Origin of the sequence: Lysinibacillus sp. NPDC093197, assembly GCF_044754025.1 — a bacterium.
Lineage (GTDB): Bacteria > Bacillota > Bacilli > Bacillales_A > Planococcaceae > Lysinibacillus.
The window spans coordinates 1-17,480 of record NZ_JBIVOH010000004.1 but is presented as its reverse complement, the minus strand read 5'-3'; the positions used below and the strand labels follow the sequence as shown (position 1 = coordinate 17,480).

Below are 17,480 nucleotides of genomic sequence, written 5' to 3'. Positions count from 1 at the left end.
ATACTACCATAGGTATCAAACAGAAGTTTCCCCGTTTTCAAAAATATAATTGGCTGAACGATTGTAAAATTACAAAATTCGTCAATACTTAGGTGGAGAAAACGGCTAGGAAGTATGTTAGACTAATATGAGGTCAGGAATGATCTAGGATGATCATTTTCATTGAAACTGAAATTTTACATTTAAAGGAGAGACTCCAATGTTTCCACAATTAACAACAGAAGTACAAGAAGGCGAAGTACTAGTAGAAATGAAAACGACTTTAGGTGCGCTAAAAATTAAATTATTTCCAAAACAAGCACCAAAAACAGTTGAAAATTTCTTAGGGCATGCAAAATCAGGTTATTACGATGGAATCATTTTCCACCGCGTTATTCAAGATTTCATGATTCAAGGCGGTGACCCAACTGGTACTGGTATGGGCGGTGAGTCAATTTGGGGTAACTCATTTGAAGATGAGTTTTCTGATGAATTATTTAACCTACGTGGTGCACTTTCAATGGCAAACGCTGGTCCAAACACAAACGGTTCTCAATTCTTTATCGTACAAATGAAACACCTTCCAAGTGATATGCTACGCCAACTTCAAGGTGCTGGTTTCCCAGAAGAAATTATTGAAGCATATGCACAAAACGGTGGTACACCATGGTTAGACCATAAACACTCTGTATTTGGTCATGTTGTAGAGGGTATGGATATCGTTGATAAAATTGCTGATGTAGCAAAAGATAACCGCGATAAACCGCTTGAAGATGTTAAAATTGAGTCAATTACAGTTTTTGAATAATAATTGTAAGGACGTGTAGAAAATATGGAACATTTAATGTATCAATTTTTATATTTCCCTGAAGATAAAACAGCTTATATTCCAGCAGTATTTGAATTTTTAATCATGCTTATTTTATGTATAGGTGTATTTATGATTTTCCGTAAAATCTCTAAAAAGCAGGAATTAAAATCTAAGGAAATCGAAACACGTATTTTAGCTGAACGAAATAGCACAAATAATCAACAAAATGTATAAGTAAAGGTACTCTGTGTAAGAGTGCCTCAGACTATAGGCAAACTCGAATAATTTTCGGTTTGTCTATAGTTTTTTTTTAGATTAATACATAAAACATTCCTGTATGCAAAGTGAAGACTTGAGTAACTAGCACTAGTGTAACGAATAGGAAAAATCCATTTTTATAGCGCAAAAAACCACGCGCTTTCCTCGGGCACAGTGTAAGCCACAAACCTCGCGGGCGCGCGGTTTGTTGCGTCTTACTTTGCGTGCGTTCCCGCAGGAGTCTACGTGGATTTTTGCTTTGTTAAAAATTCAGAATTGTTTGAGTGCCAGGCACTTACAATGACAATGCTAGCTTAAAGCGGGCAACTGCATCTTTTACAGTATCAAATGAGCAGGCCACGTTCATACGTAGGAAGCCACGGCCTTCTTCGCCATATTTTGAACCAGGCTCTAATGCAAGTTTCCCAACTTCAAGCAATTGCTTCATTAACTCTTTTTCATCCATTTCTAATTGACGACAATCTATCCACAGTAAGTATGTGCCTTGAGGCTTAGCAATGTGTATGCCAGGCAATTGCGTTAACTCTGTAATGACATAATCCATGTTATTAGAAATATAAAGAAGTAATTCTTCTAGCCATGGTAAACCTTCAGTGTAAGCTGCTTGCAGTGCAATAGGGGCAAAGCTGTTTAATGAGCCTTGACCACTGGCCATATTGACAGCCTCTAATTGAAGGCGTTTTTTCTTATCAGTGGCAATGATATATGAGACTTGAATACCTGCAAGATTGAATGTTTTTGTCGGTGCCATACACGTAATTACACGATCGATTTCATCGCCTGCAATTTTTGCAAGCGGCGTATGCTTAGCACCATCTAACATTAAATCTGCGTGGATTTCATCTGAAATAATTAGAACATCATACTTAGCACAAAGACGAATAATCTCTTTTAGTGTGGCTTCGTCCCATACATAACCACCTGGATTATGAGGGTTACACAATATGTAAGCTTTTATGTCTTGGGCAAGTGCTTGTTCGAATGCCTCAAAATCATAGACAAATGTCCCGTCTTGTTCTACTAACGGACAAGTTATCACTTCACGACCATTACTTTTTGGGATATTAAAAAATGGCGGATAGACAGGTGTTGAAATAAGTACCTTATCTCCTAAATTTGTCATTGCTGTTAAAATATTTGCTAATGCTGACACGACGCCATGGCTAAAAGAAATGGAATCTTTTTCAATGTGCCAATTATAACGATTATATTGCCAGTCCACTATCGACTGTTTTACTTCCTCGCATACAAAGCCATAACCGAAGATGGCACCCTCAGCATGTTTTTGTAGTGCCTTTGAAACAGCTGATGGTGGGGCAAAGTCCATGTCTGCTATCCACATTGGTAATATTTCTGTAGTATCGTTTAGGCCATAAATTTTCTCCATTGCGTCCCATTTTACTGAGTTAGTATAGCGACGTTTTAAAGTTTGATCGAAAATAGACAAGCAAATCACTCTTTTCTTTTTTTTTTACTATGGTATCATACCTATTAAGATTAAAGGATAATAGGTGAGTATTTTGGAAAATATAAAAATGAATCGAGCAGCCGTACATCTGCTAGCGGAGTGGGACCCTTTCCACATCGGTGCTGAGAATTATGATACAGAAACAGCAGATGTTGTTGCAGCATTACAAGGTATTGATGACCCATCGGCTCTTGCAAAGGTCATTCAAGAAACTTACGAGCACTCGTTTGAGCAATGGATTCCAATTGAAGATTGTGTTGCCATTTCATACAAACTAATTGCCATTAAGTTTGAAGCAAAATGCATTATTTAAACGACATATAATGTTTTTCTATTGGAAAGGGCGTATGGGGCGAGCATGTATGCATGCCGTAAGCTCTCTTTCCTTATAAAAGTGAGGTTGTCTTCAATACTTAGACAGCCTCATTTTCTTATTAAAACAATGGTAAAATCCCTTGAATAAAAATAAGGAAAATCGCAATTGGTGATACGTAGCGAATTAATAAGTACCAAATATTAAACATAAGACTTGAGGAAGCAAGCTCTTTTCGGGAAATATCTTTTGTATAGTAATAGCCTGCAAAAATAGAAATCAGTAATGCACCAATTAAAGAAAATTTTCAGGAATAGACCACCGAGTGGCCATTGTTCGAAAACGGCAGGCAAAATAATAAAAACAAGCTTTGGCCTTGGTTAGGTGTATAGCCTAGTACGAACACGGCTCGGAAAATAACTAAACCTGCAAGTAGCGAAATAATACTATTATAGAGGCTACATTGATAGCTGAATTACCAATCTTTTCGGTTTTCGGGAGATATGATGCGTACGTAATCATAACGGCAATACCGACACTTAGAGAGAAGAATGCTTGTCCAAGTGCTTTTAAAAATGTTTTAGCATTTACGCCGTCCATTGCACCATCAAGTGTTAAGGAACGGATAACTAACACAATGAAGAAAATGAATAATAGTGGCATCATCCACGTACTAGCCTTTTCAATCCCACCTTTAATGCCTCCCGATACGATAGCAACTGTTAAAAGTAAAAATAGTCCTTGTACAAGAATAGCTTCAATTGGACTAGAGATGATATTGCTAAATAAATCAGCGTAATTGCCTTCACTACCATTACTTGATAATTGAAAAGTCAATGAACGCCCTAAAGAACTTAATATCCAACCGCCAACTACACTATAGAAGGACAGTATTAAACAAGCAATAATTATGCCGCCCCATCCTATTAAAAACCATGATTTTCCTGGCGCTTGTTCTTTGAACGATGTAACAGCATCCTTTTGCCCATGACGGTCAATCATAAAATCTGCAATTAACACCGGTAAGCCGATGAAAAATGTACATAAAATAAATACACTTCCACCAATCGTTCCCGCCATATATGGAATTGATCTCTAGATGACACGAAAATAAAGCCTCCTTATACTAAAGTTATATTTTACCGTAAAAACGTCATAACACAAGTCAAATTTCTGAAAATTGATTATAAATACTTTTTTTCTAGCTACTTCTAAATGGGATTAAAAACTTACGTGCTAAAGTGTTAGCTTAACAGCGCAGAAGACCGGTTCTATTGGTTTTATTAGCACAAAACTATGCGCTATCACCAATTCAGTTAATTGTAACAATTAGGGGAAATAGGTCGTTACATATAAAAGGAGGGATAACGAGTGAATGAGTCCGAATTAATCGAACGAGCACAACAAGGTGATAAAGAAGCCTATATCGAACTAATTCGCATCCATCAGCGAACAGTAGAAAAATTTGCCTTTCAATGTGGCGTACATAGTAGTGATTTGGCGGATGTTGCACAAGAAGTTTTTGTTAAGCTGTACCGCTTTTTACATCAATTCAAGCAGGATCGTTTTACTACATGGCTTTATAAAGTCACGCTCAATGCTACGCGTGATTATTATCGTCGGGAGCAACGGGAGCAGGCGAAAGAGGAGCTGTTAAATGTACAGCCACAAAATTATAGTCCCTCGGCGGAAAAGCACGTATTAAATTTTGAAGAAGATCGATTATTGCACAATAACATTCAAGCATTGGATGAAAAATATCGCTATCCACTTGTATTGTTTTACTTTCATGAGTTGAAATATGAGGAAATTGCAGAAGTACTTGGTATTTCATTGTCGGCGGTCAAAGTGCGAATTTTATGCGCAAAGGAAAAGCTCAAAGTCTCTTTGACACAGGATGGGAGTGTTGAAAATGGATGACAAACAATTTGACAAACGCATGGCATTATTAAAAAAATCATACGACCGAATGGAACAAAAATTAAATCCAGCAGATGTTTTGAAGCAAATTGAAGAAGAAGAAAAAGAAGCACTCGCAAAGCAAACGATTGCCACACAAAAGAAACCCTTCCCAAAATGGCAAAAGCCAGCAGTGTGGCTAGCGAGTATTGCAAGCGTATTACTAGTTGGTTTTTTAGTGACGCTCTATACAATGAAACAGCAAGAAAATAACCAAACTGAAGTCCCACAAAATGAACTTTTAAAAAAGGCAGAAGAAGAAGAGGTAGCCGACTATTTAATGAAAAAATATAAAAGTCGAAAAGAGGATATTAGAAGAGAATTAAAAGTTTCGAAAGATGAACTGCAAACATTTGAGTTTATTCAAACGGCAGATACAATGTTAGATTTTTATTTAAAAAATAATTTACATTTGTTATTAACTGATGAAAGTTATGTTGAAAATATGGAAGAATATGTGTTAAGTAATTTAATGACTCCTAAAAGGGCTATAGAGACGATAAAAACATATAACAATTTAACTTTTGATGAATCGTATGAGGTTTATAACCAATACGTTATTGCTGTAGAAGAGTTGGAAAATTTTTATAGCAAGCTACTTGAACCGTTTGAACCACTACTGAAGAATGCGGATAAAAAGCAATATCCATCTGATTTAAAAGCTATTATTGAAGCGGCAAATAATCAATATATGGAGCTGAAAAAGGATGAAAATGGCTCGTTTTATTTTAAAGCGAATCCAGTAGAAGGGGAGTTTGCGCCAGCTTATATAAATCAATTACATCCGGATGTTTTTGGGTATTTCGAATACTTAAAAACGGGTTATTTATTATTAGTCGACGATTTACGCTATTCACGAGAAGAAACAGCAAATTCGCTTAAAATAATGGAACGTTCGTTACTTGCAGATGTCAATGCCGGTTCTCCCAATTACAAACTATTACTAGAAACCTTTAAAAACACGTGGGTGGCATTATTGCTAGGTACTAAAAAATATCCTGTCTTAGCGGAAGATGGGCAACCTGATAAGGAATATATAACATTTTTACAGGAAGTAGCCAAGGGTAAGTATGGTGAGGTTATGAAAAAGAAAGCTGCCAATATCTTTAAGGAATTACAGCAAAATAATCATTCTGAAACATTAGCGCAACTTACTGCTTATGATATATGGACAATACTTTTACAGACACGGGAAGAAACAGCAGGTTATATCAACGATAGTGATTTTAATATTGTTGACATGAATGACTCTCGTATAGAGCAAATTAAAGGAATATATGAGCAATATAAAAAACATAACGATATAGCTATATTAAACCAACTTCGCCCAATAAATATTGCTGCGCTTTATTTATATACCATATCCATTGGTGATGAGTCTTTGCAAAAAACTTTATTAATGCCAGATTCCGAATTGGATATAAGTTTGATGTTACAAACAATGAAAAATATAGAAATATTTAGTCAGCTAGGTGAATACGATGGGATTTATCCAATTGTAGCTGCTCGCGTTGCAATCAGTGAACAGGATATGTACGGAAGGCAATTCCTAATAAAGTTTTCGAAGCAAGAGGAAGGGTATTATCGTATAACAGAGATCATTGATTAGTGGGACGATTTTTTGCTCCAGATATTGACGTATGTTATAATTTAACGTGATATATACGAGCAAACATATAGAAAGTGGGCAAAGGTTATGGCAAAAAAATATGAATTAGGAGACGTATTGACCGGAAAAGTTACAGGTATTCAACCGTACGGTGCGTTTGTAGCACTTGATGACGATACACAAGGGCTCGTGCATATTTCTGAAATTACGTACGGCTTTGTAAAAGACGTCAGTGAGTTTTTATCAGTAGGGCAAGAGGTTGAAGTGAAGGTACTTGAAATCGATGAAGCGGCCGAAAAAATTAGTTTATCGATCCGTGCCTTACAAGAGCGCCCAGCAGCAATAAGAAAAAAAGATGCGCCACCACGGAAATCTCTACAGGATCGTGTAGATGAATCCGATGCAAACGGCTTTAATTCCCTAAAAGATAAACTACAGGACTGGATCGAACAGTCAGGACATTAAAAAACGAGGATGCTTCCATGTGAAGGCATCCTCGTTTTTTTTATAAACATTTTCATAATTAAGATTAGTCCTTTTTCATCTTCCGTATGCGATACTGCAAGTTTTGGCGGCTCATGCCAAGCGCACCAGCAGCCTTTGTTATATTACCCTCATATAGATTTAAGACATTTTGCACATAATAGGATTCGGCTTCCCGTAAATAAGCATCGAGAGGCATGACATCATTTTGCTGTTGGAACATAAAAAATTCAGGTTCGCGCTCAGAAGTATCTTGGCTCTGCACCTTAAATCGAAAATGAACAGGGAGTAAATCGAACGTAACAGTTGATTCAGTTGTCATAAATGACACGATTTCATCAAGTAAAAGTTCGAGCTCTTTCAGATTTCCTGGCCAGTCATATTGTAAGAATAATGCTTGGACATCAGGTGCTAGTTCTGTTACGTTTGATGCAAATCGCTCACGATGGCGACTAAAATAATCATCAACAAACGGTAAAATATCTTCTTTTCGGTCTGTTAAATTTGGAATAGTGATGGACATTGTTGCAAAGAAATAATACAAAGATTTTAAAAGCTTTTTCTCCGCTATAAGTGTAATCGGATCACTGCCGACACTGCCTATCAGCATATATTTTGATTGTGGGAGCGACTGTAATAATTCCAGTAATTGCTCCTGAACATGAAGGCTTAAAAAATCAATCCGTTCAAAGAAAAATGTATATGCTTTGTCATCCTGTAAAAGCTCTTGCATTTTATCTAGCACTGATTTCGCTGAACGTCGACTAAATAGTGTAACAAAAGCTTCAGTATCAGCTGAAGCAGCATGATGAATACTTTCTGCAACTAAATCCTTTCCTGTACCAGACTCCCCGATGAGTAATATAGGTAATTTTACTGCGGCAGCTTTTTTAGCATTTACGATAACTTGTTTCATCGTCTCTGAAACGGCGGTAATCATATCAAATGTTAAAGGCTCACCATATCGACGGAGAGGTTGATACACTAGTTTTTCTAAAGATGTTATATCACGTGCAAATTCAATTGCACCGATTAGTTGATTGTTTTTAAAAAGCGGAAATGTATCGTTAATCGTTGTAATTTCATGACCATTTTTATTCCAATAGGTTTGTTTCACATTCATTTCTTGTAAGCCAGTTTGTAATACCCGCATTAAAGTACTTTCATGTTGACGGAAGGAAAACAACTCAATAATTGAACGATCTGCTAATTCGTCAAAATGAAATCCTTCAATTTCTTTCATTTTTGAATTATAGATAATTGTTTTACCTGTTACGTCAATCGCATGTATACCAACGGATACATTAGTTGCAATAAACTCATAAAAAGGTAATAAGGGTTCAGAATTTTTCATAAAATGTGCACCTCAAAAATTTTTTACTTGAAATATGCAACGAAATTTTGCATTATAATAAGTGTAAGAATATTTTATACGCAAAAAAAATTTGCGTCAATGTTTTTTGCACACTAAATTTTTACAGCTCACAAAAGGAGGATATAGTATGATTCCATACAAACACGAACCATTTACAGATTTTTCTCAAGAGGCAAACTACAAAGCTTATTTAGAGGCATTAAATAAAGTTGAAGGCTATTTAGGTCAAGACTATCCACTAATTATTGGTGGAGAACGTATTACAACAGAAGATAAAATTGTTTCATATAACCCAGCAAAGAAAACAGAAGTAATTGGTCGCGTTTCAAAAGCAAGCAGAGAATTAGCTGAAAAAGCTATGCAAGCAGCAGATGAAACATTTAAAACTTGGAAAAAAGTAGACCCAGCTATTCGTGCTGACGTGCTATTCAAAGCAGCAGCAATTATCCGTCGCCGTAAACATGAATTCTCAGCACTTTTAACAAAAGAAGCTGGTAAGCCTTGGAATGAAGCAGATGCTGATACAGCAGAAGCAATTGACTTCCTTGAATACTATGGTCGCCAAATGTTACGTATTAAAGACGGTCAACCAGTAGAAAGCCGACCAGGCGAATACAATCGTTATGATTATATTCCATTAGGTATTGGTATTGTAATTTCACCATGGAACTTCCCATTCGCTATTATGGCTGGTACTACAGTAGCAGCTTTAGTAACAGGGAACACAGTATTATTAAAACCAGCTTCAACAACACCAGTTGTTGCTTATAAATTTATCGAAGTTTTAGAAGAAGCGGGATTACCTGCAGGTGCAGTGAACTATGTACCAGGTTCAGGTGCAGAAGTTGGAGATTACTTAGTTGATCATCCGAAAACACGCTTCATCAGCTTCACAGGTTCTCGTGATGTAGGCTTACGTATTAACCAACGTGCAGCAACACATAACGATGGTCAAATTTGGATTAAACGTGTTATCGCTGAAATGGGCGGTAAAGATACAATTGTTGTCGATAAAGAAGCAGATTTAGAGCTTGCGGCACAATCAATCGTAAAATCAGCTTTCGGCTTCTCAGGTCAAAAATGTTCTGCATGTTCTCGTGCCGTTATCGTAGAAGATGTTTACGAAACAGTTGTTAACCGTGTAGCTGAGCTTACAAATGCGTTAACAGTTGGTGACCCAGCTGACAACAGCAACTTCATGGCTACAGTAATTGACCAAGCAGCATTCAATAAAATTACTGAATACATTGAAATTGGTAAAGGAGAAGGTCGCCTTGTAGCAGGTGGTACGGCTGATGATTCAGTTGGTTACTTCGTCAATCCAACAGTATTCGCTGACGTAGATCGTTCTGCTCGTATTATGAAAGAAGAAATTTTCGGACCAGTTGTAGCAATTGCGAAAGCAAAAGATTTCGATGAAGCAATCGAAATTGCAAACGACACAGAATACGGCTTAACAGGTGCGGTTATTACTAACAACCGTATGAACTTAGAAAAAGCTCGTGAAGATTTCCATGTTGGTAACTTATACTTCAACCGTGGTTGCACAGGTGCTATCGTTGGTTACCAACCATTTGGTGGCTTCAACATGTCAGGTACTGACTCAAAAGCTGGTGGCCCTGACTACTTACAACTTCATATGCAAGCAAAAACAACTTCAGAAATGCTTTAATTTTTACTGATTTGTGTGGCGCAAAACCACATGTTCATAGATGGGCTGTTTAAATAAGAAGAAAAAGCTAGCAACGCCTCGTACGTAGATAGTAAAACCTACGAGGTGTGCGGCTTAATTAATAGGTGACCAATTTTTTGTTTTGTTTCTATTAAAGAGCTCTTTTATCAGATCTTATAAACCGTCCTATCTTTATAGATTTTCATTTTAGTTAGTAGGGAGAGAATGCTATATGTCAAAATCACAACAAGTTATTGAACAAACACAAAATTACGGTGCTGCAAACTATCATCCACTGCCAATCGTTATTGCAGAGGCTGAAGGTGTTTGGGTTAAAGATCCAGAAGGAAACAAATACTTAGATATGTTATCAGCATATTCTGCAGTGAATCAGGGGCATCGCCATCCGAAAATTATTGCTGCATTAAAAGAACAAGCTGATAAAGTAACTTTAACTTCTCGTGCATTTTACAGTGAAAACTTAGGTGAATGGTATGAGCTAGTAGGAAAATTAACAAATAAACAAATGGTTTTACCTATGAATACAGGCGCAGAAGCAGTAGAAACTGCATTTAAAGCTGCTCGTCGTTGGGCTTATGATGTAAAAGGTGTAGAAGAAGGTAAAGCAGAGCTTATCGCTTGTAACGGAAACTTCCATGGACGTACGATGCTAGCTGTATCTTTATCATCTGATGAAGAATACCGTCGCGGTTTCGGACCAATGTTACCAAATATTAAACTTGTTGATTACGGTAATTTAGAAGCATTAAAAGCTGCAATTACTCCAAATACAGCAGCATTTTTAATTGAGCCAATCCAAGGTGAAGCGGGTATTGTTATTCCACCAGAAGGCTTCTTAAAAGCTGCACGTGAATTATGCCGTGAAAATAATGTTTTATTCATTGCGGATGAAATTCAAGCTGGTTTAGCTCGTACAGGTAAAATGTTTGCATGTGATTGGGAAGAAGTAGAGCCTGATATGTACATCTTAGGTAAAGCATTAGGTGGCGGTGTATTCCCAATTTCTTGTGTTGCTGCTAATCGTGAAATTTTAGGTGTCTTCAATCCAGGTTCTCACGGTTCAACTTTCGGAGGAAATCCTTTAGCATGTGCTGTTTCTATCGCATCTATTAAAGTATTATTAGATGAAAAATTAGCAGAGCGCTCACAACAACTTGGTGAATATTTCAAAGGTAAATTACGTGAAATTAACAACCCAGTGATTAAAGACGTTCGTGGCCGTGGTTTATTCATCGGTATGGAACTAACAGAAGCTGCACGTCCATATTGTGAAAAACTAAAAGAATTAGGTTTATTATGTAAAGAAACACATGATACTGTAATTCGTTTTGCACCACCATTAGTTATTTCTCAAGAAGATTTAGATTGGTCTATTGCTCAAATTGAAAAAGTATTTAAACTTTAACAAAATGTTCACATTTTAATTCAGAAGTGTGTTACAATGATGCCGATATACAATCATTAAAAAAAACAAAGAGGCGATTTAAAATGTCTGAAAACTTAAATCTGTTCACATCAACTCAAGATGTTATTCAAGAAGCTCTTAATAAACTAGGCTATGACGAAGCAATGTATGAACTACTAAAAGAGCCGCTTCGTATGCTGCAAGTCCGCATTCCAGTTAAAATGGATGATGGAACTACAAAAGTATTTACTGGTTACCGTGCACAACATAATGATGCAGTAGGACCAACTAAAGGTGGAGTACGTTTCCATCCAGCTGTTTCCGAAGAGGAAGTTAAAGCGCTTTCAATGTGGATGACATTGAAATGTGGAATTGTAGATCTACCATACGGCGGAGGTAAGGGCGGTGTCATCTGTGACCCACGTCAAATGTCTATGGGTGAAATCGAACGTCTAAGCCGTGGTTATGTTCGTGCGGTTAGTCAAATTGTTGGACCAACAAAAGATATTCCTGCTCCAGACGTATTTACGAATGCACAAATTATGGCATGGATGATGGATGAATATAGTCGTATGGACGAATTCAACTCTCCAGGTTTCATCACAGGTAAGCCACTTGTTCTTGGCGGTTCTCAAGGTCGCGACCGTGCAACTGCTCAAGGTGTAACAATTGTTATCGAAGAAGCTGCGAAAAAACGTGGTATCGACATTAAAGGCGCTCGCGTTGTAATCCAAGGTTTTGGTAACGCAGGTAGTTTCTTAGCTAAATTCATGAATGATTTAGGTGCTAAAGTAATTGGTATTTCTGATGCATATGGTGCACTTCATGATCCAGAAGGTTTAGATATCGACTACTTATTAGATCGTCGTGATAGCTTCGGAACAGTAACAACATTATTTGAAAACACAATTTCAAATAAAGATCTTTTAGAGCTTGATTGTGATATTTTAGTTCCAGCTGCAATTGAAAACCAAATTACTGCAGACAATGCGCATAATATTAAAGCAAACATTGTTGTTGAAGCAGCAAATGGTCCAACAACAGCAGAAGCGACTAAAATTTTAACAGAGCGTGGCATTTTACTTGTACCAGACGTATTAGCATCTGCTGGTGGTGTTACAGTTTCTTACTTTGAATGGGTACAAAATAACCAAGGTTATTATTGGACAGAAGAAGAAGTAGAAGAACGCCTTTACAAAAAAATGGTTGAAGCATTTGATAATGTATATACAACAGCGACTACACGTAATATCAATATGCGCTTAGCAGCATATATGGTTGGTGTACGCCGTACTGCAGAAGCATCTCGCTTCCGTGGCTGGGTTTAATCAATAGATACTTAAATGAGAAGACATTCCTAATTAGGGATGTCTTTTTTTTATTGATTGCAGTTGATTTATGCTCCGGGCGGCAACCTTAATTGTTTGAGTGCCTGGCACTAAGTAGTAGTAGTCGGCTCCTAAAACGTAAAAAATCCTCTACGCTTTCTTTGGGCAAAATGTAAGCCGCAATCCTCGCAGTTGCGCGGTTTATTGCGTCTTACACCTTGTGCTGTTCCTAAAGAAGTCTACGTGGATGTTTACTTGGATAGTCATAAAATGCATGATTAGCCTGGTGAATTGTTTGAGTGCCAGGCACTCGCCCTCCAGTGCTAGGCGCCCACCCTTCGTCCTCTTCACCAAACAACTAAATAATAGGTAGCAGGGGAAAATGCCTGATGCTATTAGTTGACACTCTTGTATTCTCCTATGTTTTGCATTTTTAGGTTTTAAATCTTTGCTTTCTTCATTGTAGATATGAGAAAATCCAACTAGAAAGGGGCGAATTCAATGGATTCATTTACATTTTATAACCCAGTGAAATTACACTTTGGTGAAGATGCACTGGAAAAATTACCGAAAGAGTTAGAGCAATATGGTAGCAAAGTACTAGTAGTCTATGGTGGGGGAAGTATAAAGAGTAACGGCGTGTACAATGCTGTTATTGAAAAGCTACAACAAGCGGATAAAACGGTATTTGAATTGAGTGGCGTAGAGCCTAATCCTCGTGTAGAAACAGCGCGAATTGGCATTGATATTTGTAAAAAAGAAGGCATTGATCTTGTGCTTGCTGTTGGTGGTGGCTCGGTCATTGACTGTTCTAAATTAATTGTTGCCGGTGCTAAATATGATGGCGACGCATGGGATATTGTTAAACGAAAAGTATTAGTTCAAGATGCCTTACCACTTGGAACTGTTTTAACATTAGCTGCTACAGGCTCTGAAATGAATTCAGGCTCTGTTATTACAAATGCGGCAACTGAAGAAAAGTTAGGTTGGGGAAGTCCTGCTACGTTCCCTAAATTTTCTATTTTAAATCCAGCTTACACAGTGTCAGTACCGAAAAACCATACAGTTTACGGTATGGTCGATATGATGTCTCATGTTTTCGAGCAATATTTCCACAACACGACGAATACGCCGGTGACAGATGAAATGTGTGAAGGTGTTTTACGAACTGTTATGACGACAGCACCTAAATTACTAAAAGATTTAGAGGATATTTCATTGCGTGAAACAATATTGCTAGCAGGGACAATTGGTTTAAATGGTTTCCTATCAATCGGCTCTCGCGGAGATTGGGCATCACATAATATCGAACATGCTGTATCAGCAATTTACGATATTCCGCATGCTGGTGGCTTAGCAATATTACAGCCTCATTGGATGCGACTAAATGTGCCAGTAAATCCAGAACGTTTTGCCGGTTTAGCAACTCGCGTTTTCGGTGTTGATGCGACAGGAAAAACAGCAGAAGAAATTGCCTATGAAGGAATTGATCGTTTATCTGCATTTTGGACTTCCTTGGATGCACCGAGCCGTCTAGCTGATTATGATATTGATGATTCGAAATTTGACCAAATCATTGAGCATGCAATGCAAAATGGACCTTTTGGTAACTTTAATAAGCTACACGAAGATGATGTTCGTACAATTTTACAAAACGCGTTATAGGTATACGATAGAAAAGCCAATTGCCTGCGTAGGCAATTGGCTTTTCTTCTATTATTTATTGTTTGTTATAGGCGGTTGATGGTCGCTCGCCGACGTGTACCCAGTTTGCTTTTCCGTCATCTTCATCAAATAAAATGGCTACTTTGGAGACACCTTTTTGACTTAAAATAACTTCTGTTAAATGATCACGGACATCATCTAGAAATGCAAGTGATAAATTAGCATCAGCTTCAGCAACTAATTCAACGTGTAAAAATTCGCCTTCTTTTACAACCTCTAAGCGTACAATATCTTTAATGTTAGGATCATCCATCACAAGATGAGCAATATGATTGAGCATTTCTTCATCTGTTTCACCAATAACGCCACGTGCATTATCTAAGAATACTTTTCCAACTACATAAAACATCATACAGCCAATAATGATTGATACAAGTCCTTCAATTCTCGTCCAACCTGTAAAATGTGCAATTAAGATAGCGACAAAGGCTAAAACATTACCACCTGTTGCTACTAAATCTTCCATAAAGACTAATTTTGTCGCAGGTTTTGCACGATTCAAAAATCCAAATGCTTTGGGAATAGACATCATACCAGCTTTTTCTTGCCCTGCTTCGTGAAGTACTTCCACTGCCGCTTTTGCCAGAACTGTTCCTTCTAATACAACCCCGACCAATAACACGCCAAGTGCTATTAACATTCCTTTTGATTCACCTGAAGGATGCATAAAATGATGCCAGCCTTCTTTTATAGTCTCGTAAGAAAGGATAGCTACAATAATAACGGCAAACAGGCAAACTAGATTAACAATTCGACCAAAGCCTCCAGGGAATTTTTTCGTAGGGGCTTTTTTGGATAGCGCTGAACCAACATATACAAATAGTTGGTTTGCAGCGTCTCCTAGTGAATGCATCATTTCGGCAAACATAGCGACGTTACCTGTGAAGAAGAAGGCAATGCCTTTTATAATCCCTAAAAATGCATTTACAAATGCAGCCATTAATGAAGGCTTATTACCTTCCTTGAGTAGTTTCAATATTTCTGTCATTAGAGAATCCTCCAGCTAGTTTAAAATTTCCATTTCAATTTTTTCAATGTAAGGTAAGGTACGTAATGAACGATAAAGCGACAGTAAGTTATCAGAGACAATTAAAGATAAACGGAAATCTAATTCGTGTAACACTTGATTATTGCCTAAAGGAATGTCTTTTATACGAATGTTTTCAATCACAATATTGTTGTCTTTTAAAAATAGAAGGAACGATTCTGTATTACCATCATCATCAATTTGAATTTTTAGCGATACTTCTCGCATACGAATTCTCTTTGGTCCAATTTTCATAAGAAATGGAGACAATACTTCGATACCGAAAACAATAATAATAACAGCCATTGTAGCATCCATATAGAAGCCTGCACCAACAGCAATCCCGATACCAGCAGCTCCCCAAATCATAGCGGCAGTAGTTAAACCCGAAATGCTATCATTACCGCGTCTTAAAATGACTCCTGCTCCAAGAAATCCGATGCCGCTTACTATTTGAGCTGCGAGGCGAAGGGGATCCATTGATATATTAATTTCTGATCTCGGAGGTGTTGAGTATGCGGTCTCAATCGAGATAATTGTAAGTAAGCAGCTGAATGTAGCAATAACTAAACTGGTCTTTAATCCAACAGGTTTCTTTTTTAATTCCCTTTCAATTCCGATTACTAAACTTAATGTGGCTGCAATCACTAATTTTATGCCAACTTCATATGTAATCATATTCTCCAATAATGTTTCCAAACGCACCCCTCCATTAATATTTCGTATTGCTAAGAGATATGCAAGCTGTCATTATTATATGTACATTACTTTTTTGTATTGTACATCATGGAAGTTATGATGTATAAGCTTTTTTTCTGGAGGTCGATTTCAATGAATGAACCAAAGATTCATCCGTATATCCCAATTTTTATTGGCGTTATTTCAGTATCTTTATCAGCTATTTTTGTAAAATTAGCTAATGCGGAGTCGGGTGTTATTGCTTTTTATCGTATGTTGTTTTCTGTCATAATCATGGCACCGTTATTTTTCATGAAATATACAAAAGAATTAAAGCAGCTATCTAATAGGGATTGGCTTTTCTCTTCAATTGCGGGGGTATTTTTAGCATTTCATTTTATTTTGTGGTTTGAATCACTAAATTACACATCTGTTGCAAGTTCAACTGTCCTAGTGACTCTTCAACCGCTTTTTGCGTTTGTTGGTACATACTTTTTCTTTAAAGAGGCTATTACTTTAAAAACCATTTTGGCAGGGGCAATTGCCATAGTAGGAAGTGTATTAATTAGCTGGGGAGATTTTAAGCTAAGTGGATCTGCTTTCTATGGAGATATGCTTGCACTAATTGCTTGTGCACTTATTACAACCTATCTTTTATTTGGCCAGGATGTAAGGAAACGACTGTCACTTGTGACATATACAATGATAGTTTACGTAGTGAGTACGATTACGTTGTTTTTCTATGTACTAATTAAAGGAGAATCATTCGGTCCTTATTCTTCAACGGATTGGATATGGTTTATTTTATTAGCCATTGTCCCAAATTTATTAGGCCATACTTTATTTAATTGGTCCATTAAATATGTTAGTACGAATGTTATATCAATTGCTATTCTATTCGAGCCAATTGGAGCGGCTGTTTTAGCTCTTGTTATTTTTAAAGAGTATTTAATTGCAACACAAATCATCGGTGGATTAGTTGTAATAGTAGGGATTCTATTATTTGTAGTGGACGAAAAAAAGATTTTAAAGTTTTTTATGAAAAAAGCTTGATTTTTATATTGCAATATTATATATTATTACTTGTCCTTAACAAGAAGGACGGCTTGAAAATAACAATTTAAAAAAGTTGTTGACTTCTTGTTGAAAACAAGTTAGACTAATAAAGTCGCTGAAAACAAGCGATAACAAAATGAACCTTGAAAACTGAACAAGCAAAACGTAATCAATATAGTTTTTACTAGCTAACTTCGTTAGTGAACGAAACAAAATTTTGGACATCAAAATTGATGCCAGCAAAACAATTTGAGCTAATCAAATTTCTTTTATGGAGAGTTTGATCCTGGCT

15 protein-coding genes and 1 pseudogene are annotated in these 17,480 nt (G+C 36.9%); 11 read left to right on the top strand and 5 right to left on the bottom strand.

Annotated features, from left to right (window positions below; translation table 11 throughout):
• Window positions 1–199: 199 nt before the first annotated feature.
• Window positions 200–787, top strand: a complete 588-nt coding sequence (locus ACIP9G_RS12440; RefSeq protein WP_340822860.1) for a peptidylprolyl isomerase — start codon at window positions 200–202, stop codon at window positions 785–787.
• Window positions 788–811: 24 nt separating this feature from the next.
• A complete protein-coding gene (locus ACIP9G_RS12435) occupies window positions 812–1,024 on the top strand; it encodes an OadG family protein (RefSeq protein WP_401019681.1) in 213 nt (70 codons plus the stop codon).
• A 319-nt stretch (window positions 1,025–1,343) separates the two neighbouring features.
• Here ACIP9G_RS12435 and ACIP9G_RS12430 read toward each other — a convergent pair whose 3' ends face one another.
• The gene (locus ACIP9G_RS12430; protein WP_401019678.1) at window positions 1,344–2,516 is read right to left on the bottom strand and encodes a MalY/PatB family protein; all 1,173 of its coding nucleotides are present in this window, start codon (window positions 2,514–2,516) and stop codon (window positions 1,344–1,346) included.
• Between the two features lie 73 nt (window positions 2,517–2,589).
• Here ACIP9G_RS12430 and ACIP9G_RS12425 point away from each other — a divergent pair, with 73 nt between their 5' ends.
• Window positions 2,590–2,850, top strand: coding sequence for a DUF1871 family protein (locus tag ACIP9G_RS12425; RefSeq protein WP_401012602.1), 261 nt, complete (start codon window positions 2,590–2,592; stop codon window positions 2,848–2,850).
• Between the two features lie 121 nt (window positions 2,851–2,971).
• Here the strand turns inward: ACIP9G_RS12425 and ACIP9G_RS12420 are convergent.
• Window positions 2,972–3,936 (bottom strand): annotated as a pseudogene (locus ACIP9G_RS12420) (sodium-dependent transporter); the annotation flags it as partial.
• Between the two features lie 285 nt (window positions 3,937–4,221).
• On the opposite strand from ACIP9G_RS12420, the gene ACIP9G_RS12415 reads away from it, so the two are divergent.
• From ACIP9G_RS12415 to yugI, 3 genes are all read left to right on the top strand, one after another.
• Window positions 4,222–4,770, top strand: coding sequence for an RNA polymerase sigma factor (locus ACIP9G_RS12415; protein WP_401019675.1), 549 nt, complete (start codon window positions 4,222–4,224; stop codon window positions 4,768–4,770).
• Window positions 4,763–6,418, top strand: coding sequence for a hypothetical protein (locus ACIP9G_RS12410; RefSeq protein ID WP_401019673.1), 1,656 nt, complete (start codon window positions 4,763–4,765; stop codon window positions 6,416–6,418). Before ACIP9G_RS12415 ends, ACIP9G_RS12410 begins: the two co-directional genes overlap by 8 nt.
• A gap of 87 nt (window positions 6,419–6,505) precedes the next feature.
• Window positions 6,506–6,883 (top strand): S1 domain-containing post-transcriptional regulator GSP13, encoded by a 378-nt coding sequence (gene yugI, locus ACIP9G_RS12405; protein ID WP_340822872.1) that lies wholly within the window; start codon window positions 6,506–6,508, stop codon window positions 6,881–6,883.
• 64 nt (window positions 6,884–6,947) lie between these two features.
• Here the strand turns inward: yugI and ACIP9G_RS12400 are convergent, their stop codons facing one another.
• Complete coding sequence (locus tag ACIP9G_RS12400; protein ID WP_340822874.1) at window positions 6,948–8,255, bottom strand: AAA-type ATPase lid domain-containing protein; 1,308 nt, start codon at window positions 8,253–8,255, stop codon at window positions 6,948–6,950.
• A 148-nt stretch (window positions 8,256–8,403) separates the two neighbouring features.
• On the opposite strand from ACIP9G_RS12400, the gene pruA reads away from it, so the two are divergent.
• From pruA to ACIP9G_RS12380, 4 genes are all read left to right on the top strand, one after another.
• On the top strand, window positions 8,404–9,948 hold the full coding sequence (pruA, locus tag ACIP9G_RS12395; RefSeq protein WP_401019671.1) for an L-glutamate gamma-semialdehyde dehydrogenase: 1,545 nt from the start codon (window positions 8,404–8,406) through the stop codon (window positions 9,946–9,948).
• 232 nt (window positions 9,949–10,180) lie between these two features.
• On the top strand, window positions 10,181–11,374 hold the full coding sequence (locus ACIP9G_RS12390) for an ornithine--oxo-acid transaminase (RefSeq protein WP_340822876.1): 1,194 nt from the start codon (window positions 10,181–10,183) through the stop codon (window positions 11,372–11,374).
• An 83-nt stretch (window positions 11,375–11,457) separates the two neighbouring features.
• Window positions 11,458–12,702: a Glu/Leu/Phe/Val family dehydrogenase gene (locus ACIP9G_RS12385; RefSeq protein ID WP_069509732.1), complete on the top strand. Its 1,245-nt coding sequence runs from the start codon at window positions 11,458–11,460 to the stop codon at window positions 12,700–12,702.
• Between the two features lie 501 nt (window positions 12,703–13,203).
• Window positions 13,204–14,367 carry an iron-containing alcohol dehydrogenase gene (locus ACIP9G_RS12380; protein WP_401019667.1) on the top strand — a complete coding sequence of 388 codons (1,164 nt, stop codon included), beginning with the start codon at window positions 13,204–13,206 and terminating at the stop codon, window positions 14,365–14,367.
• A gap of 55 nt (window positions 14,368–14,422) precedes the next feature.
• Here ACIP9G_RS12380 and ACIP9G_RS12375 read toward each other — a convergent pair whose 3' ends face one another.
• Together ACIP9G_RS12375 and ACIP9G_RS12370 are read right to left on the bottom strand one after the other, a co-directional pair.
• Window positions 14,423–15,415 carry a cation diffusion facilitator family transporter gene (locus ACIP9G_RS12375; RefSeq protein WP_401019664.1) on the bottom strand — a complete coding sequence of 331 codons (993 nt, stop codon included), beginning with the start codon at window positions 15,413–15,415 and terminating at the stop codon, window positions 14,423–14,425.
• 15 nt (window positions 15,416–15,430) lie between these two features.
• Window positions 15,431–16,153, bottom strand: coding sequence for an MgtC/SapB family protein (locus ACIP9G_RS12370; RefSeq protein WP_401019661.1), 723 nt, complete (start codon window positions 16,151–16,153; stop codon window positions 15,431–15,433).
• A gap of 132 nt (window positions 16,154–16,285) precedes the next feature.
• Between ACIP9G_RS12370 and ACIP9G_RS12365 the strand changes: the two genes are divergently transcribed.
• Window positions 16,286–17,185, top strand: coding sequence for a DMT family transporter (locus tag ACIP9G_RS12365; protein ID WP_340822884.1), 900 nt, complete (start codon window positions 16,286–16,288; stop codon window positions 17,183–17,185).
• Window positions 17,186–17,480: the final 295 nt, after the last annotated feature.